Source organism: Mycoplasma enhydrae, from assembly GCF_017116825.1.
Classification (GTDB): domain Bacteria; phylum Bacillota_I; class Bacilli_A; order Mycoplasmatales; family Metamycoplasmataceae; genus Metamycoplasma; species Metamycoplasma enhydrae.
This window is the reverse complement of sequence record NZ_JAFIRD010000004.1, coordinates 16,221-37,153: the sequence shown is the minus strand read 5'-3', so window position 1 is coordinate 37,153 and position 20,933 is coordinate 16,221. Positions and strand designations below refer to the sequence as shown.

The window sequence follows — 20,933 nt, the reverse complement described above, 5'->3', positions numbered from 1 at the left end:
ATTTCTTCTGGCCTAAGGCATATCAACTATATTTTACATTAGTTTAAGAATAAAAAATAAGTCTAGATTGACTAAACTTATTCTAACCTAAAACAGATTTATCAATTTTTTCATAATTTTTTAATAAATCATAGGGTTTTTTTCTATGTCTTACATCTTTTTGAGGATCTTTAGCTTCTTTTTCTCTAAACACACAATATTTATATTCTATCATATCCGATGTAGCTCCACTAATATAAATTAGTTGTTTATCTCTATTAATTTCTTTATGGTTGATTAACATAGTTCCTTTATAAAACACATCTATGATTTTATTTTCCAAAGGAATATTGTTTGCATCCTTTTGTTTATTTAATTCATCTTGTAAATATATAGATTCATCTTTGAAATCCGGCTTTTTATTATTAGCGAATCTATATATTTTGGCATTAACAGGAATATATTTATATTGATCATTTTCATTTTTATATATTAATAATGCAACTCAATTAAATGATTCTTTAAAACCTTTCTTGTTTTGATTTGGTAAAAAACTTACTTTATCTTTGTCTAATTTGTCAGACATAATCTTGAGCTTCCGAATATAAGAAAAACTCTTTGGTTTTCCAATTATTAAAGCCTTTTTATTTTCATTGTTTAAAAATTTTCTGGCTTCTTCTTCATGTTTTTCTGGATTATTACACAATTCTTCTTTGTATTCTCTAAATAAATCTTGTGTGTATCTCTCAATTATGTTTTTGGCATTTGGCGTAGTTTTCTTTTTTTTGTCATCTGGTGAAGAGGCATTTTCGTCTCGCAATTTTTGATCATATTCTAAAAATATTTTATAAATTTTGTTGAATTCTTGAGGATGTGATTTTTTCATTAATATTGATTTGTCTTTTTCTAAAATTAGACTTAGATCAATCTCAAATATTGATTTTCTTTCTACTTTTCTATCAACACCTTCATCATCAGTCAATCAAGAATAAATTGTCTGTTTAAATAATTCGATATTATAATCCTTAATAAGTTTTCTGGAATATCTAATCCTATTCAAAATACTTTCTTTTGTTTTTCTAATTTTTCTATCATCATCTACAATTTCTGTCATGGTATTTTGAATTATTTCAGATATTTTTTTAGCATTAAAACTCAGCTCCTCAGTTTTACAAATAAATTCACCCGTTTCGGCATTAAAAACCTTGTGATCTTTTATTTCAAACCTTGGATCTTTAAATGCTAAGCTTTGAGATCAGGGATTGTATTTATTAGCCACTATAGCTATTATAGAAGCATCAATAGCATGATGAGAAAAATGGTTTCGATCTTTAGGACTTAATTTTCCTAATTTTCTCATTAGACTTGTAAATTTTCCTCTAACAGTTATTACATTAAATTGTTTATTATGCGTAGCTGAATATTCATTTAATTTTTCTAAAAACATTTTGCTTGCATATCTTGTATCATTTAAATTTCTAGCCAAAAAATCAATTTTGTCTTCTTCAGTTAAAGTATCATGTAGCAAATTAGCAATTTTATTTTTAAATTCGTTGGATTTTTTATCAATAAATTGCTCATCAAATCCGTTTTTGCAAAATTGTTTCAATTTTTCAAATTCTTCTGCTGTTAAAAATTCTTTAGGAATTCTATTATTTTTGGCTTGATTAGTTTCCATAAGAACCAAAACTTTATTACTCAATGAATCATCATGGCTAATACTGCGAGGGATAATGTGATCAATCTCAGAATAGTTAGGTTCTTTAATAACTCTACTAACATCTAATTTTTCATTTTTATAAGGATCGTACCCATCTTGTTGACAATACAATAATAATTTTTGTTTTGTTTTTAAATTCAGTTTGTTAATATCAATAATATCGCCTGAAATTTCGCATACTCTTGTTTTAATTTTTTCATATCTAGCTCTATTATCCTTATTTTGTTTATTAATTTTATCAATTTCTTCTTTTGAATTCTTATCACGAGGCATTTCTAAGCCTATTTTAGATATATTATAAATATTTCCATATTCTTTTATAATCTGGTTGAACACTTTAATTGCTTCAGCCATTGCTGTTTTAAATGCTGGAGGTACTACTAGATCATTCAAAAAGGAACTATCCATGTATTTTGAAGGCTGCTGTTTTAAAAATTGTTCATTGCCTTGAGTTGATTTATTATATTCTTGAATGGCAAAATATAATTTACTATTTTTATCAAATTTTAGTTTATTTAAATTTGTATTTTCATTAAGTAAATCATCTAATACTAAATTAATTACCTTTAAAGATAGAGAATGTGTTTTGGTGGTTTTTAGCTTTGAGCTTCTAGAAATATCTAAAATTGCATTATTTATATCTTCTTCAGAATTAAAGTATTTATTGAAAATTTCCAAATATTTGTCTTTAATAATATCTGTTCGTTTTTCAATTTCTTTATTTTTAACTAAAACATCAAAAATTAAATCTAGTGATTTAATAAATTCAAAAAGAGTATCAAAATTTAAGATACTTAAATTGGCTTTATTATTCTTAAATATAGAAATAAATTCAAATAAAGATTCTAGTTCTGAAATTTTTTTATCACTATTTCGAAAATCTTCAACATGCAATAATTCTTTTATATCACTTCTTTCAGCCTTCAAGTACTCTAAAACTGTTTTGTAATTTAGTGTAGGTATTTTTTTGCTATCTTTGGCTTTCTCTATTCATTTAGATAAAATGGCTTTTTTGTTTTCAAATGATAATTTTCAATCATCATCTTTGTTATGTCGAATATTATTCAAGTCTTCTAACAAATTAAATATTTCCATACCTGGACTTTGTTTAGCAGCGCAATATTCATTTGCAAAAATACTACATTTGCCCATTGTTTTTTCTCAAATGTAATTATATTTCTTAACTAATTTATGATTTTCATCGTATTCATATATTCCATAAGGACTATAGCTGTGTTCACTACCGGGTCCTGTTTCATAATTTCTAATTCAATCATATAATTTGAAAAATTCTTGTTGAAATTCTTTAAATTTTGATTCTTCATACTTAGCTGCTTGAATCGAAAATAAATGATTTAATTCTTTTTTGTAATCTTTATGTGAAAATTTTACATTAGCAAAAGATTCAACACCATTATATCAATGATATTTATCATAAAATGCTTTTTGAAATTGTGTAGGAAAATTATAAGCTGCTTTATTTAAAGAAATTACTGATGCTTCACCTTTTTTATCAGTATCTTCTTCCACTACTTCATAAAAGAAGCCTCTATTTTGTAAATAATCATGTAGAATTCAAATTAATTCCTTACTATTAATTTCTTGTTCTAATGCTTTAGCTCTTAGATAAATAATATTTGGATATTTTTGCGACATTTCCAAATAAATATCATCAATGTCTTTTGAAACAGAATTCAAACCTAAACCAAAAAGTTCCTTATATTTCAAAACAATTTTTTTAAATTGTAATTTCTTATAGTTTTTTCTTCTTATTGATCTTCTAATTGCACGATTATCTCTTCTTGTTTTTGCTAATTTAGGTTCATTAAAAAGCCTAGATCCTAGTTCCAGAATTTCATTATTATCATTTTGAACAATTGATCAACCTACTGATCCTATTCCTAAATCAAACCCTAAAGTAACATTAATTTTTGTACTATCTTTTACACTCATTGCCAACTCCCTAATAAATTTTTGTGCTTAAAATCAGATTATTACATTAATATTTTATAATTTTTTATCATTTAATCTATATTTATGTATAATATTTTATGTACTAATAAAAACTATTTGTATTGCTTAAGAATAGTATGTACTAAAAAAAGGCGCCTTTTTAGGCTGCCGAATTTGCTCCCGTAATTGGGAGTTTTTATTTTCAAAATTTTGTAATATAAAAAAATGCCTTGAGACTAGGATATAAAACTTAAAAAGTTAAATCTTTAAAAGCATTATAAGCCTAGTAGGCATTTTTATAAATTATTTTGATTCAGATGGATAAACTGAAGCAAATTTTCTATTAATTCTGTTTTCGAATTTAACAATTCCATCAATTAAAGCAAAAAGTGTGTCATCTTTTCCACGGCCAACATTTTGACCTGGAAAAATTTTGGTTCCTCTTTGTCTATAAATAATGCTACCCGCAGTTACAAATTGACCATGAGTTGCCTTAACACCTAATCTTCTACCCGCCGAGTCTCTACTATTTGATGTCGTTCCACCAGATTTCGTATGTGCCATGACTATTTCTCCTTAATTTCTGTAATTTGTACTTTTGTATAAGGTTGACGGTGTCCCAATTTACGTTTATGTGTTGATTTGGCATTATGTCTATAAACTACAATTTTTTTTGCTTTTCCTTGTTTTTCAATTGTTCCTAAAACAGAAGCTTTTTCTAAATAAGGTGTACCAATTTTATCTTTAATAACTAAAACTTTATCAAATACTATAGCATCACCTTCATTGCCTTCGATTTTTTCGATGTAAATAACGTCGCCTTTTTTAACAATTAGCTGTTTTCCACCAGTTTCGATAATAGCAAACATTGAAAGCCTCCTTATATTTTGTCACATCTTTAAGGCACTTATATGAAACATTATAAGTTTAAGCCTGTTTAGAATGGTTACTCTATAAGTAACTTTAGAATTATAACAAAAACAATAATAATTATCTTTTAATAAAAAATTTTATTGCTCTTGGTCATCATTGGAATATTTATAATAAATTTCTTTTAGATTCTCATAAATATTATTTCTTAGTTTTTCTCTATCATTAGCAGCTTTGGTATCTCTTAATGAAGGAAATTTTTTTCTTAAAACTCCATTAACTAAATTAAAGAAACCTAAACCTTCTTTGCTTATTCTATTATCGATGAAACAATGATGTAGATATTCATTGGCAGTTTCCTCTAGAAGTTCAAATTTATTACATATTATATTTAAATCTTCTTTGTAATTTTGGTGTAAATTAACACTAAAAGCTTCTGCAATTTCACGATCACTTCAATTTACAAAGTTGTTTTCGATTACAAATTTTATTATTAATTCTTTTTTTGATCTTAAACCAATATTACTATTAAGTTTAGCTTCAATTTCTTTAACTAATTCACCTTTTTCGATTTTTTTGTTCATGACTATTAAATTAACTATATCATCAACATCATATTCATTTGCTTTAGCTAAAGAAATTTCAAATTCAAGGTCTTCATTAATAATTTCTTTTTGATTATTTCGATTAGCTTTTTCTTTTTCATAAATATCATTGTAATGAGATTTGTAATCACCAAATTCACGTTCACTAATTATTGTCTTATTTTCAAATTCCTCAAAACTAAAAAGAATGTTTCTTAATCTCAAAATTTGATTAAAGAGTTTAACAAAATTAGTTTTATCTTGTTTGGACATTCTTTGAAAATCACTAAGCTTAATTTTTTGTAATTTTTGAATAAGTGATTTTCATCCTTCAAAATGCTTACCTTCTTCTGTATAACCATTGTAATAATCATTAAAACTTCTATATAAAATAAACTTAGAAGCATTTTCACTTCCAAATAGTTTTAGAGCTTCTTCAAAATATTTATCAAGATTTACAAAACAAACAATATTACCAGCATCTTTAATTTCATTGCTAATTCTATTAGTTCTTGAAAAAGCTTGTAATAAATTATGATAACGAAGTTCCTTATCAATTCAAAGCGTATTTAGCACTTTTGCATCAAATCCAGTTAAAAACATATTAACAACAATTAAAATGTCAATCTCCCTGTTTTTAACCTTTTTACTAACATCTTTATAGTATTCTAAAAATTTATTTACATCTCAGTTTGTTTTAAACATTTCGTTATAATCGTTAATGGCAAAACTTAAAAATTCTTTATCAGTTTTTTGTAATTTATCAATTGAATCACAGTTCTCATCACTATCCTCATAGCGGCCTTCTTGATTTGCATCATAACTGTAAATTAAAGCAATTTTCAATTTATCTTCAGCATTTTTATGTTCTTGTAATTTTTTAAATGCTTCATAATATTTTTTTGCTGATTCAATATTTCTGGTAGCTAAAATTGAATTAAAGCCTTTGATATGTTTGGCTTCTGGTTTAGTTATTTCACTGGTTTTTCCATAACAAAGATTGTCATTATTAAAAACTTCATAAAAACCTGTTTTATGCACTTCACGTTTGGTTAATCGGTTGTAATTTGCTAAAATGTATTCACTGATTTGCTTAATTCTTTTAGGATCTACAAAAACACTATTAGCATCTATAGAGCTAACCATTTTATCCTTTATATTTTCTTTATGACTAAAGGTATTTAAAGTATTCATTTTAAATTTCAAAACGTTCTCATCTCTGATTGCGTCAATTATTGTATACTTGTGCAATTCTGGACCAAAAACTTCACTTGTTGTTTTAGATATTTCAGATTGAACTTTTAAACCTTGGTTTTTTAAAGACTTAATATAAGTCTGTGCGTTTTCAACAAAGATAGGTGTTCCGGTAAACCCAAAAATTAAATATTTTTTAAATTTCGAAGTAATATTTTTGTGAAATTTACCAAATTGTGAGCGGTGACACTCATCAAAAATCATTACTACTTTTTTATTGAAAACTTCACTATTTTTTTCCATTGAACAAAAGTTGCTTAATTTATTAATGGTAGTAATAATGATTTTATCTTCATTATTTTTTAGTTGATTAGCTAATATATTAGTAGTTAAATTTGAAGCAGCTGATCCTTTTTCGAATTTTTCATATTCAGTCATAGTTTGATAATCTAAATCTCGCCTATCAACTACAAATAAAACTTTATCTATTTCATCTAAATTTCTTAATAAAGTTGCAGTTTTAAAAGAAGTTAGAGTTTTACCTGAACCAGTTGTATGTCAAATAAAACCACCAGATTTTGAGTGTCCAAATTCAGATGGGTTATTTATAGCATAATTAACTCTTTGAATAATTTTTTCGGTAGCAGCAATTTGATATGGACGCATAACCAATAGTTGCTCTTGCGAATTAAAAATACAATATTTTGTGATTATATTTAGAAGTGTTTTCTTTCTAAAAAATGTTTCGGAAAAATCCATTAAATCTTCAATATGGTTATTTTGCAGATCTGTTCAAAATGAAGTGAATTGAAAAAAATTCTTTTGTTTTCTTAGTGTGCTATCATCGCTAATTTTTGTTTTATACGCATCTAGCCTAGTTGTATTAGCATAATATTTTGTTTGAGTACCATTAGAAATGACAAAAATTTGAACATAATCAAAAATTTTATTGTCACTTGAAAAGCTTTCATCTTTATATCTTGATATTTGATTGAATGCCTCTTTTAACGAAACACCCCTTCTTTTTAGTTCTATATGAACTAATGGAAGTCCATTAATTAAGATAGTTACATCATATCTATTTCTATTAACTAAATTATTAGTTTTAAATTGATTAATAACTTGAACTGTATTATTAGACCAGTTTTGTTTATCTATTATTTTAATGTTTTTAATTGAACCAGCATCTGTTACCAAATCATATATATGATTTTTTTGAACTCTTTCCGTTTTATTAATAAGTTTGTCTTGTTTTCTAAACAAATAATCATTCTTTATGTTTTCCCATTCATCCTCAGAAAATTTGTAATTATTCAATTTTTCTAGTTGTACTTTAAGGTTTTTTTCTAAATCGTCAAAATTATGAATTTTTAAATATTCATATCCTTGAGCTTTAAGCTTATCAATAAAACGTTCTTCAAGAGCACTCTCACTTTCAGAAGATACAAGATTTGTTGATTTATTTTGCCTTTTAAATTCATAAACAATAGTGTCTAAATCATTTTCTAGTATTATTTTTGCTTCAGTCAATTTTTATACCTTTCTATATTTTCAATTTATTAGTTTATTTAAATAGTATTGATATTGTTTTTCTCTTAATTCTATTTCTTTTAGTAATCCCTGAGTTGTATCATTTGTATAAGCATTAAATTTATCTAAAATATTCACTATTTCGTTTTGGACTTTTATGGGCAAAATAGGAACTTGCAAATTCATTAAAGAAATCATATCAGGATGCTTAATACCAGCCCCTCGATAAAAACTTGACAATCTTTTTTTATTGCTAACTAAAAAATAAAAAATAAATTTTAAGTTTAATGAATTATCTTTCTTTAAAAGCAATATATTTCCACTATCTATGAATTTTCCGTTTCAATATTTTATATTAGCTTCGCCCCCTGATGGTACAAAAATTACTTCAGAGTTGTTGATTAAGTTTTTTGTTTTAACATTATCGATGCATGTATATGAAAATTCACTACTGGTAGTTGATAATGCAATGTCACCCTTCTCATTTTGTTGTATAGATTTTACGTTTTTTGCCGATGTATGTTTAAACTTTCGCACGAGATTATTTTTATTGAATGGTCAATTATTAATTTTTCTATCCACATTGCAGATTTGGTGCAAATAGTTAGTTGTTTTTTTGTTATTTAATAAATAGTCTAAATAAAATTGATATTGCTTTTCCCTCGCTTTTAACTCCGCTTTCAGCTCCGCTTTAAGTGTAGTGAAATTGTCAAGAATTTTGACAATTTTATCTTGTTTTTCCAAAGGCATATTAGGAATTTTTAAATTTTCAATATCAGATTTAGCTAGTGCAGGAATTCCAGCTCCATATTTAGAACTAATTAATTTTCTTTGATTATTTTTTAAGAAGTAATACAAAAATTTGTAATTAAAATTGGCTTTACTATTCATTTCAACAATGTATAAATGTGCTCCGGCTCAAAAATTTTCTGTTATAAAGTTTACATGCCCGGCTGAACCACCCTGACAAATTACTATCTTGTTTTTTTTAGTATTATAATCTTTATAAAAACCCGATTCCACCACCCCACCATTATAAACAGGATATTTATATTCATCTTTAAATAAAGAGCGATTCAGTTGAGTTCCTTTTTTTAAATAACAAATATCTTTAAAAAGTATGTATTCATTTTTTTCTGTATTATTTTTTTTCATCTAATTATCCATCCTAATTTCAACATCGGAAATACAATCTAAAAAATTATTAATATTATTTTTAAAATCGATTATCTTTATTTTTTTTCATTCTTCTTTATTTACTTTTTCATTGTAATAATAGAACTTAATTTCTCTTTTATCATAATCAATTTCTATTCCATGTGGAGAATGCACTAGTGCATTTCTTACATATTTATATTTTTTTGAAAATTCATCCTCTTCCTTTAATTTTTTACCATAAATTTCATAATATTTTTTCTTTAATTTTTTCATTCAATTAAAATTAAAAATTTCTCTTCCAAATTTTCTATCTTGTCATTTTTTATCCTTTTCAAAAATAGTATTAAAATATTTTTCAGTTCATTTCTCGCTATCTTCTCTTATATTATTTTCTTCAATTTCACTAAGAAATTTTTTTCATTTAATACCAATAATAATTAATCTTTCGATTTGAACCTCAATAGTAGAAACCATTAAAATTAATAATCCAATTCAAGATTCTTGATTATTGCAGTTTATTAAATCTTGATATATGTCTTCAACCATTATTTTTTGATTATTTGCAGCTTGTTTTATTTCTTCTTTTCATAATTCATTGTTTAAAGTAGATGATTGTTTTATTAACTGATCTAATAAGTAGCGTATTTGATCTTTTTTTAATTGCATTGGAATACCAAAACAATTTAAAAAAGTTCTTTTACTTTTTATAGATTGCTTTAAAATTAAATTAAAAACATTTTCTTTATAACAAAACTGAAATTTGTTAATAAAATATTTTAAAATCTTATCTAATTGTTCTTTTGTTAACAATTTAATATTTTCTCAAGTATCAACTATGCAATTTTCATTAATTTTTAATGATTGTGTGTCTTCTGTTAAGATTTTAAAAATTTCAAATATGTCTTTATGAGTTATTTGATATTTCATATACTATTTTTCATCCAACTCTTTAATTATTTTGTCAATTTGTTCTCTTAAATTGTTAACTTTTAAAGATACTACTTTAATTTCTTCATTTAATACTTTTATATCAATAATCTCTTTATTATCCTTTTGTTCAACATATTGATTAACTGATAAATTGTAATTATTTTGAACTACTTCTGCCTTATTAATCAATTTAGAAAAATGTGGTATTTCTTTCTTATGTCTAACGGCATCTATTATGTTAGAAATATTTTCATTTGTTAATTTATTTTTACTATCAATTCTAATAAATTCTTCGCTAGCATCAACAAATAAAATGTTTTGGTTGTTTGCTTTATTTTTTCTAAATACAACAATGCATGTTGAAATTGAATTTCCAAAAAATAAATCTTGAGGTAATTGAATTATAGAATCTATGAAATTTTCTTCAACTAAATACTTTCTTATTTTTTGTTCCGCTCCAGTTCTATACAATATTCCTGGAAATTCAACTACCGCAGCTGTTCCGGATGAAGATAAATGATCGATAATGTGCATAATAAAAGCATAATCGCCCTTAGAATCAGGTGCCAATACTCCTGCTGGTGCATATCTTTCATCAGATGATAAAAGTGGATTCTTTTTACCTTCTCAGCTAACTGAATAGGGAGGATTAGAAACTATAGCATCAAATGGCTTCAAATCCTGGTGAAGAGGCTCTAGTAATGTGTCACCTCTTTTAATATTGAATTTCTCATAACTAACATTATGTAAAAACATATTTATTCTAGCTAAGTTATATGTTGTTGAATTTTTCTCTTGACCATAAAAACCTGTTTTGATTTTATTTGGTCCCAATATTTTAGCAAATTTTAATAACAAAGAACCAGATCCACAAGCTGGGTCGTAGATCTTATTTATTTCAATTTTATCAGTTTTTAATTCCGAATTAAAATCAATTAAAGTCAGTCTAGCTAATAATTCACTAACTTCTTGTGGTGTGAAGTACTCCCCCCCGACTTGCCTGCATTTTTAGCATACATACCTATTAAAAATTCATATGCATCTCCAAAAACATCAATTTCATTATTTTGAATATCTCCAAAATTAATTGAGGCTATATTTTGTAGAATCTTTTTAAAGATTTTGTTTCTTTCTTGAGGGTTTGAACCTAGTTTTGGATTATTAATTTGAATATCAGCAAACAAGTCCTTAAAATCTTCTTCTGAACTTTGGCCTTTTGAACTTGATTCTATATCCTTGAAAGCTTCTGAAATAATTTCGTTTAAGTTTTCATCGTTTTTTGATTTTACAACGTTTTGAAACAAGTGGCTTGGTTTAATAAAATATCCATTAGTTTCAATTATTTCTTTTTTAGTACTTTCTATAACATCTTTATCTTCCCAGTCTACATAAGAAAGACTAGCATCCATTTCTTCAATTCTTTTTATCATTCTTTCTGAAATATAACGATAAAACAAAAAGCCTAAAACATAATTTTTAAACTCTCAACCATCTATATTGTTTCTTAAATCTTCTGCTATTTTTCAAATCGCACTAAATAATTCTTTTCTTTGACTCTCTTTTTTATTGTTCATACTTGCTTTCTCCGTAATAAGTGATTAAATTTATAATTAAAATTATAATTTAAAACTAGTTTTATATCTCCATATTCTAAAAACGAGCCTAAAAGGGTCTTAATGAAGAAAAATATTGCTTATAAGATATATAAATTCAAAACAATTAGTCCTTTTTTATTATCATTAATTAAATAGGAGAAATAAGTATGGACAAAAATAATAATGAAAAAGCTTATACAAATACTTCTTTTGCTAAGATAAAAGCCGAAAGAATAACTTTTATTGAATCAAATTGATTTGAAACTAATCAATGACTCGCTGATAAACTAAATGTTTCAACCAAAACAATTACTAGAACTCGAAACAAAATTAAAGCAGCTTACGCTAAAGGCGAGAATTATGTAAATGTTAGCCATGGTAATAATGGAAGTTTAAATAGCCAAAAATACACAGATGAGTTTTTTGTGTCTTTAGATAGGCAATTTCAAGAATACAAAAAAAATAATGAAGGTAATCCTAATTGCCTTCCTTTTAAAGAATGAGTAAAAGAAGTTTTTGGAGACCAAGCTCCTGCTATATCAACTATATATTCTAGACGTCTAAAACTTAAAACTCAAATTGCTAATGAGCAATCTTATAAACTGAATCTTCGGGCAATAGAAGAAAACACAAAAGAAATAAATTTATCTAATATAGATTTTAAGAAATAAAATATTTATACAAAATAATTGAACAATACATAAAAAGCAGCTATCAAATAATACGACTGCTTTTTATTCGAACTTCTCTTTAGTTAATATTTCTAGTTGTTCATTTGCTTTAGCTAATGTTTCTTTTAATTTGATATGAAGTTTAATATAGTTTGTTTCTTTTTCATTATTGTTTTTGATTTTTTTAATAGCATTTTCTAAAATTTGGTTAGCATTATTTGCTAATTTAATTGCTTTTTGAAAATAAAATTTTGCAATTTCATATTTTTGTTTATTTTTTTGTTTAGGAAAATTTTCCAAACCTGTGTTTAAAACATTAATAACTTTATTTACATATTTAATAAGTGCTGTATTTTGATCATCGATATTAGGATCATAATTTTTGGCCGCTTGTTCTTCATGCTCTTTTATATTAATATGCGGATATACATTTTTTTTAATATTAACAGGACGAGAGGCATAATACGTAACTAATGCACTTAGGCCTATAACAAATGTTGAACCTAAAACTGTGCCTAAAATAATTGCTAATTTTGTTTTATTCATACTAAAGACCTTTTATTTATATATAACTATTATTTTAGTATAAAAATACACCAAACCTTGAAATTTAAGGATTGGTGTTTTATATTTAAGTAATTATTATTCGAAATCGTTTTCTTCTAAATCTTCTGGTTCAGTTTCTTCAAACATTTCTTCTAGTTCTGGGTTTTCTTCATCTTCGATTTCGGTAACATGTTGCGAATCTTCAATATATTCTTGTGTTAAAGCATCAATATCGATTTCATTTTCAGTGCTAGGGTTTTGATCTAGCTCTAGTTCATCATCACTAAAAGTAGTAAAGTATTTAATTGATGGTTTAATTTCATATTTTGAATACTCTTCAAATGAACTTAGGGCAGTTCCTGAAGGAATTTTCTTACCAACAATAATATTTTCTTTTAGACCTGTTAAGTTGTCAGTTCTTGAAGATATTGCAGCATTAACAAGAATCTTAGAAGTTTCTTGATAAGAAGCAGCAGATAAGAATGAATCTGATAATAAAGGAACTTGTTTTGCACCCTTGATAACCACACTACCAAATGCAGGTTTCTTAGATTCAGATAGTAATAAACTGTTTTCTTCTTGATAATCAAAGATATCAACAATAGCTCCTGCAAAGAATTTTGAATCCCCTGGGTCACTAATTACAATTTTAGACATCATTTGTCTAATGATAATTTCAATATATTTATCACTAATTGCAATACCTTGAATTCTATAAATTCTTTGAATTTCTTTAAGTAGATAGTTTTGAACAGTTATAACATCAGTTAAGGCTAATAATTCTTTTAAAATTATCGGTCCTTCAGTTATTTTTTGACCAATCTTAATTGGCATTTTTTGTTCAATTCTTAGTTTTTGTGAAGATTTAACAATAATCTTCTTATCTACTTTATCGTTTTCTACATTTAGTGTTTCAATTGTAATTTGAGTATTATCATTATCAAGTTTTTCAATCTTTTTAACTATCCCTTCATAAGGAGAAATAACAGCTGGTCTTCCTCAAGGTTGCTCGTGAGCATCGATTAATTCAATTAATCTAGTAAAACCACCAGTAATATCTTCTACACCTGCAACACCACCAGTATGGAATGTACGCATTGTTAGCTGTGTTCCAGGTTCACCGATTGATTGTGCAGCGATTATTCCAACTGCTTCACCTGTGTTAACAACGCGGTTTGTAGCAAGGTCGTGTCCAAAACACATCTTACATACACCATTACGTGTATTACATCCTAGAATAGATCTAATTTCTACTTCATTAATTTCATCATCAATTATTTCTTGAGCTATTTTTGAAGTAATTAATTCATTTCGATCACAGATTCTTCTACCGTTACGGTTATAAATTGGTTTATTTGAAAATCTACCTACAATTCTTTCCTTTAAAGAAACAATTATTTGGTTATTCTTGGTGTCAATTATATTTTGAGCAATGTAACCATATTCAGAACCACAGTTTTCTTCTCTTACAACAATATTTTGTGCCACGTCTACTAATCTTCTAGTTAAATAACCTGATTTAGCTGTATTAAGAGCAGTATCAGTTAGACCTTTTCTAGCACCGTGTGTTGATGAATAGAATTCGAATGCTGTTAAACCTTCAATAAATGAAGATTTAACTGGAACTTCAACTGTTGAACGAACTACACGATCGTTTTTAGCATCGGCTTTAGTGGTTTTGGTATTATTTGCCATTAGCCCACGCATACCGGCTAATTGTACATAGTTAGCAATGTTACCACGAGCACCTGAATTAATCATGGTTATAATTGAATTCTTAGGATTTTCTTTAATTATTGTTTGTAGTTCTTCTTGGATTTTTTCTTTTATTTCAGCTCATTTTTTGATGGTTAATGAATATCTATCATCATCAGTAATATATCCAAGATTATAGAAATCTTTTAGTTCCTTAATGTATTCATCACCTTCTTGGATATATTCTTTTTTCTTGTGAGTTTCAAGAATATCTGAAAATGAAATTGAAATTCCTGAAGTAGTTGAATAATCAAATCCTAGTTGTTTTATATCATCTAAAATAGAAGCAACAAAGTTTGTATATCTAAATCAAACAGCATCTAAAATTTTGGCTTTTTCTTTAGCACTAAATGGAACGTAATTATCTGCTGTTCTTTCAGCTGATGATTGAACTATTTTTTGTTTTTCTTCAAGAATGAATTCAGCTAATAAATTAGCATGAGATAAATCTAATGGAGTTTTTTTGTATGTATTTAATCTTAAAAGTTCAACAATGATATCAGAATCAGCTAATTCATTAATTTTGTCAATTACACTAGCCACATTAGCGATACTAATTGTTGCTACATATTTATCAAACATATAACGAATTGTTTTGGCAATATTTTTTTTGTTAAATGCCTCTTGCAATTCTAATGTTTTAATATATTCTGGAATATTAGTACCAGCTTCAATTACATATTTATTATTAAAATCTTTTTGATATTCTTCTAAGCTAACTGCTTTGGTTACTTTGTTATCATAGATAAATGGAAAATCCTTAGGGAAAATATTATTAAAAATAAATTTTCCAACAGTTGAAATCACATATCTTTGACTTGAAGTGTTTGAAGAAAATTGGTTAAAGATTTTTAAGTCTTTAACTTCTTCAGCTGGCATTGCTACACGAGCATGCAAGTCTATTGATTTGGATTCCAAAGCACGCATTAAGTGTTCAAAATTATCAAACACTCTACCCTCGCCTTTAGCGTTTTTATCTTCTAAAGTTAGATAATATAGACCTAAAATCATATCCTGTGAAGGATTAATAATAGGTTCACCATCTTTAGGACCTAAAATGTTTTTATTAGCAAGCATTAATTCACGGCTTTCTAATAAAGCTTGTTCCGAAATAGGAACGTGAACTGCCATTTGGTCACCATCGAAGTCAGCATTAAAAGGAGTACATACTAATGGATGTAATCTAATTGCTTTACCACGTACTAAAACTGGCTCAAAAGCTTGAATTGATAAACGGTGCAATGTAGGAGCACGGTTTAATAATACTAATCTTCCTTTAATGGCTTCAGCCACATGAGGTCATATGATTGGATTTTGATCTTCAATAATTTTTTTAGCATTTTTGATTGTAGTTGCAACTTCTTTTTCAATTAAACGAGCAATTATTCAAGGCTCGAATAATTTAGCTGCCATTTCACGAGGAATACCACATTGGTGCATTTTCAAATTAGGACCAACAACAATAACTGAACGACCTGAATAATCAACACGTTTTCCAAGTAAGTTTTGTCTAAAACGACCTTTTTTACCGGTTAAAGCATCTGAAATAGATTTAAATGGACGGTTATCTTTAGATAAAACTGGATTAGGGGTTCTTCTTTGGTTATCAATTAAAGCGTCAACTGCCTCTTGAATCATCCGAAGTTCATTTTGAATAACTAATCTAGGAGCATCTTTTTCTTGTCATTGTTGTAGACGATTATTTCTAATAATAACTCTACGATAAAGTTCATTAATGTCAGAAGTTGAGTGTCTACCACCATCTAGTTGAATTAAAGGTCTTAAATCAGCTGGAATAACTGGTAAGTTATAAATCAACATATTTGTTGGTGATTGTTTTGATTCTATAAAGGCATTAATTACTTGTAATCTTTTATATAGTTTTTCACGATTTAGTTTAGTAGTAGTTGCAAATTTATCAGGATTATTTGCTTCTTGTTTATTTAGCTCTTTAATTTGATTTGAAACGAAAGCTTTTTCAGCTTGTAAATCAAGATTTTTTAATAAATATTCAATTGCTAGTGCACCTGTCATAATTTTTGCACTTGAGTAGTGTTCAATTACTTCGTTTAACTCATAAAAGTCAATTCCATATTCTTGACCAATTTTTGAAGTAGCTTTTTCAACTAATTCACTAATTGTATTTTGAATATCTTCATAGGCTTCTTTGTCATCCTCGTTTTTAGAATCAAATCTTTCAAGTAATTCTTCTAGTGCATTTCGATAAATAGTACCAGCATCATTAATTTCAATAATTAGGTTTTTAGGTAATGATTTTAGACCACCATCTTCTACAACAATATGATTTTTGTAATAAATTAAATTTTCTAATTCTTCACGTCTAACAGTACCAGAACCATGAATTCTTAAACCTAGTAGTTTATATAAAATTGAATGGTCAACCTTAAAATATCAAAAATGAACAACAGGGCTATTTAATTTAATGTGCCCCATATGATTTCTACGTGCTATTTTAGGTAAAATTTGAACTTTTTCTTGTTTACATAAATCTGTTCTTGTGCAGTATGAACCTTCGTTTATTTTCTTTCATTTGTGGCCACAAACTGGACAACGATAATCAATCATTGGTCCAAAAATAATTTCGTCAAATAAACCGCCACGTTCTGGTTTATATGATTTATAGTTAATGGTTTCAGGTTTAGTAACCTCACCGTGTGATCAGCTCTCCACATCTTCTGGTGTTGCCAAAGATAAAGAAATTTTTGCAATTTTTGATTCATCTAATGAATCATATTTGAAATTATTTTTCATTATTCAGCACCCCCATCTCAATCTTGTTGATATTTAGTGTCAACTCTTTCTAATTCTAGATTTTCATAATCACTAGAACTATCATGTGTTTCGAATTTAATACCAAGTCCTCTTAATTCATATGCTAAAACATTAAATGATTCGGGCATACCTGGTTTTGGTAGTTTTGTTTTTCTTGCTAACGAATTATAAAGTTGATTACGACCCTTTATGTCATCAGATTTATACGTTAATAATTCTTGTAATAAATTTGATGCTCCATATGATTCAATTGCTCAGGTTTCCATTTCTCCAAATCTTTGACCACCATTTTGAGATTTTCCTCCTAATGGTTGTTGAGTTATTAGTGAGTATGGACCAACTGAACGGGCATGCATCTTATCATCAACCATGTGGTATAGCTTTAGATAATACATTATTCCCACTGAAATAGGTTGATCAAATTTTTCACCTGTTCTTCCATCATAAACAATGGTTTTTCCAGAAGAATCAATTTTAGCTTCTTCTAGAATTTCTTTAATTTGATTATGAGTAATACCATCAAAAATTGGTGTTACAAATTTTGTGTTTAATTTTTGTGCAGCTAAACCTAGGTGTAATTCTAAAACTTGACCAATATTCATCCGTGAAGGTACTCCTTGTGGATTTAGAAGTATATCAATTGGTGTTCCATCTTCTAGATATGGCATTTCTTCTACTGGTAGCACAACTGAAACAACACCTTTGTTTCCGTGACGTCCAGCCATTTTGTCACCAACTCTAATTTTTCTTTTTTGAGCGATTGATACTTTAACAATTTTTTCAATTCCGTCTTCTAAAGTATCACCATATTCACGACTTAAAACTTCAACTGCAACAACAGTACCATTATGACCGTGTTTAACTTTTAGCGATGTATCTTTTCTAGAAGCTGTTTTTTGACCAAAAATGGCTGCCATAAGTTTTTCTTCAGGTGTTGGGTTTTCTTCACCTTTCGGCGATGTTCTACCAACTAATATATCTCCTGCTGAAACTTCCGAACCTACTCTAACAATTCCATTTTCATCTAAGAAACGTTTTGAGAAGTTAGAAACATTAGGTATTTCAGATGTTAGAATGTCTTCTCCGGCTTTTGAGTGTCTGAATTGAATAGTTTGTTCTTCGATATGAATTGAAGTATAAACATCATCTCTAACTAGTCTTTCAGAAAGAATAACAGCATCTTCATAGTTATAACCATGTCAAGTACTAAAACCTACTAGGACATTTTTTCCTAGTGCCATTTCTCCATCTTTCATTGAAGGACCATCTACTAATAAATCCCCAACTTTGATTTCTTGACCGACTTTAACTAAAGGAATTTGGTGAATCAATGTTCCTTGGTTAGATCTTTCAAAAGTTCTTAAATAATATGAATCTACTGTTTTTGAGCCTTCTCTTTTAACTCTAACAACTGCAGCATCAACGTAGGTAACAACTCCATTGTATTTAGCAATAATGTTTGTTGAAGAATATTTAGCAATATCAGATTCAACTCCTGTAGCAACTAATGGTGCTTCTGGAAATAAAACTGGAACAGCTTGACGTTGCATGTTAGCACCCATCAGTGCCCGGTTGGCATCGTCATTTTCCAAAAATGGAATTGCAGATGCAGCAATAGAAGTCATTTGGCGACTTGAAACACCTACATAATCAACTTCTGATGCAGGAACTTCTAGATATTCATTATCACGACGAACCATTACTAAGTCATCAATAATACAATCATCTTTGATATTAACAGTTGATTGGGCAAAAGCATAGCTATTTTCTTCAATAGCAGTTAAATACTCAGGTTTTGAAAAATCAACTTTTTTGTTTTTAACTCTAAAATATGGAGTCTTAATAAAACCATATTTATCGATATCAGCAAATGATGATAAATTTAAAATAAGCCCAATGTTTGGTCCTTCTGGTGTCTCAATTGGACAAATACGCCCATAGTGAGTTGAGTGCACGTCCCGAACTTCAAATTGTGCAGTATCACGGTTAAGTCCTCTTGGGCCTAATGAAGTGATACGACGTTTATTAGAAATTTCAGCCAATGGATTGCATTGGTCCATAAATTGTGACAATTTAGAAGTATTAAAGAATGATTTAAATTGATTAAATATTGGTTTATTATTTGTTACATTCTTAGGGGTAATTTTTGTAGTTTCTTTGGTTGAAATTCTTTCTCTTGTATTTTTTTCTAATTTGATTAGACCGATTCTAAATTGGTTTTGTAATAATTCACCAATTGTAACAATTCTTTTATTAACAAGTGAATCAGGGTCATCATCAACACCGATGTTTGATAATAAATTAAAGTAATATGAAATGGTTCCAACTAAGTCTGGAATTAATAAAAAACTTTCGTCAGCATTAGGATCATTACCTAAAACTTGAACTTTGTTTTTATCTTCATTTAAATCGTTTTCAGTTGCATATATTAATACTCTCGGAACATATAAACGATTTTCAAGCTTTTCATTACCTTTAATTTGTAATTGTGCACCATAAACAGAAGCATCAACGTCAGGTAATTTTCATAACGGTAAAATTCCTAGTCTAAATTCTTCGGCAATTTTTCTAGCAATTTCTCAAGTAATAAACAAACCTTTTTCATATTTAACTTCACCTTCTTTATCGATAAGGTTTTCAGCTAGATAAGAATTTGATAATCTTTCAGCAATGTTTAATTTACGGTTTAAAGTAAAACGACCAGTTTCTGTTAAACTGTATCTTTTTTCATTAAACAATGTTTGCGGAATTAAGTTTCTAACTGATTCAGCTGTCATTCTATCGCCTTTTCTAATTAGACGATAAATAGTTTCTTGAGCATCCTTAGTTATTTCTTCATTAGTTGTACCGCTTGTTTTATCTTTTCTTAAAGTTTCATTTAACAATTGGATATCACCAAACATTTTTCTAATACCTTTTTCACTAAAACCTAAAGCTTTTAAAAAAGTAGTTAAAAGAAATGATTTGTTTTTATCAATATGTACCTTAACAGTTTCGGTTGAATTAGGGTTTTTGTTTTGTTTGTGATATATTTCCACTCATGAACCAATTTGTGGAATTATTTCAACTTTATTAAACAAGTCATTTGATTGTTTACTTCTAACGCCAACACCAAAATATGCCCCAGTAGAACGAATTAATTGGGACACAATAACTTTTTCTGAACCATTTATAACAAATGAACCACCATAAGTCATAATTGGGATTTCTGCAAAAACAACATCGGCAGTATTAACTTCACCGGTTTTTTCATTTACTTGTTTTAGTTTTGCAATTAATTTACCTTGATATGATGAACCTTTTTGTTTGGCTTCTTTTATGCAATCAAATTCTGGTTTGTTAGGAATTTCAAATCTGGCAGATTTTTCAACATATTCAATTCTTACTTTTCCATGTGCTTCAATTGGATATATGTTTTTTAGTTCCTCTTCAACGCCTTTTTCTAAAAACTCTCTAACTGATTTTCTTTGCATTTCTAAGAAGTCAGGACATTCAAATTTCTTTTGACTAATTGAATAGTCTCTTCGTTCTGTAATAGGTCCAAATTTTCTTAATATGTATTTTGATTCTTTCATCATATCTAACCTCATTATCTATTTTTAATTTTTAAAATTTAAATTTCTTTACGCATACGCATGCATATTATGTGTGTATA

10 protein-coding genes and 1 pseudogene are annotated in these 20,933 nt (G+C 27.5%); 1 reads left to right on the top strand and 10 read right to left on the bottom strand.

The genetic code is table 4. The features are described 5' to 3' along the window. Positions 1-82: 82 nt before the first annotated feature. The 7 genes and pseudogenes from cas9 to JXZ91_RS02050 all read right to left on the bottom strand — a co-directional run bounded on the left by cas9 (position 83) and on the right by JXZ91_RS02050 (position 11,492). Positions 83-3,652, bottom strand: a complete 3,570-nt coding sequence (cas9, locus tag JXZ91_RS02080; RefSeq protein ID WP_205851359.1) for a type II CRISPR RNA-guided endonuclease Cas9 — start codon at positions 3,650-3,652, stop codon at positions 83-85. A 303-nt stretch (positions 3,653-3,955) separates the two neighbouring features. Next, positions 3,956-4,216: a 50S ribosomal protein L27 gene (rpmA, locus tag JXZ91_RS02075; RefSeq protein WP_205851358.1), complete on the bottom strand. Its 261-nt coding sequence runs from the start codon at positions 4,214-4,216 to the stop codon at positions 3,956-3,958. Positions 4,217-4,218: 2 nt separating this feature from the next. Beyond that, positions 4,219-4,521, bottom strand: a complete 303-nt coding sequence (gene rplU / locus JXZ91_RS02070; protein WP_205851398.1) for a 50S ribosomal protein L21 — start codon at positions 4,519-4,521, stop codon at positions 4,219-4,221. A gap of 141 nt (positions 4,522-4,662) precedes the next feature. Next, positions 4,663-7,830: a type I restriction endonuclease subunit R gene (locus JXZ91_RS02065; RefSeq protein WP_205851357.1), complete on the bottom strand. Its 3,168-nt coding sequence runs from the start codon at positions 7,828-7,830 to the stop codon at positions 4,663-4,665. Between the two features lie 3 nt (positions 7,831-7,833). Then, positions 7,834-8,985 carry a restriction endonuclease subunit S gene (locus JXZ91_RS02060; RefSeq protein WP_205851356.1) on the bottom strand — a complete coding sequence of 384 codons (1,152 nt, stop codon included), beginning with the start codon at positions 8,983-8,985 and terminating at the stop codon, positions 7,834-7,836. Then, positions 8,986-9,915, bottom strand: coding sequence for a hypothetical protein (locus tag JXZ91_RS02055; RefSeq protein ID WP_205851355.1), 930 nt, complete (start codon positions 9,913-9,915; stop codon positions 8,986-8,988). Positions 9,916-9,918: 3 nt separating this feature from the next. Beyond that, positions 9,919-11,492: pseudogene (locus tag JXZ91_RS02050) on the bottom strand (type I restriction-modification system subunit M). Between the two features lie 188 nt (positions 11,493-11,680). On the opposite strand from JXZ91_RS02050, the gene JXZ91_RS02040 reads away from it, so the two are divergent. Further along, positions 11,681-12,184 carry a hypothetical protein gene (locus JXZ91_RS02040; RefSeq protein ID WP_205851353.1) on the top strand — a complete coding sequence of 168 codons (504 nt, stop codon included), beginning with the start codon at positions 11,681-11,683 and terminating at the stop codon, positions 12,182-12,184. Positions 12,185-12,247: 63 nt separating this feature from the next. Here the strand turns inward: JXZ91_RS02040 and JXZ91_RS02035 are convergent, their stop codons facing one another. The 3 genes from JXZ91_RS02035 to rpoB form a co-directional block, all read right to left on the bottom strand. Beyond that, positions 12,248-12,730: a hypothetical protein gene (locus JXZ91_RS02035; RefSeq protein WP_205851352.1), complete on the bottom strand. Its 483-nt coding sequence runs from the start codon at positions 12,728-12,730 to the stop codon at positions 12,248-12,250. A gap of 96 nt (positions 12,731-12,826) precedes the next feature. Continuing rightward, a complete protein-coding gene (gene rpoC / locus JXZ91_RS02030) occupies positions 12,827-17,257 on the bottom strand; it encodes a DNA-directed RNA polymerase subunit beta' (protein WP_205851351.1) in 4,431 nt (1,476 codons plus the stop codon). Continuing rightward, positions 17,257-20,853 carry a DNA-directed RNA polymerase subunit beta gene (gene rpoB / locus JXZ91_RS02025; protein WP_373422509.1) on the bottom strand — a complete coding sequence of 1,199 codons (3,597 nt, stop codon included), beginning with the start codon at positions 20,851-20,853 and terminating at the stop codon, positions 17,257-17,259. Before rpoB ends, rpoC begins: the two co-directional genes overlap by 1 nt. Positions 20,854-20,933: the final 80 nt, after the last annotated feature.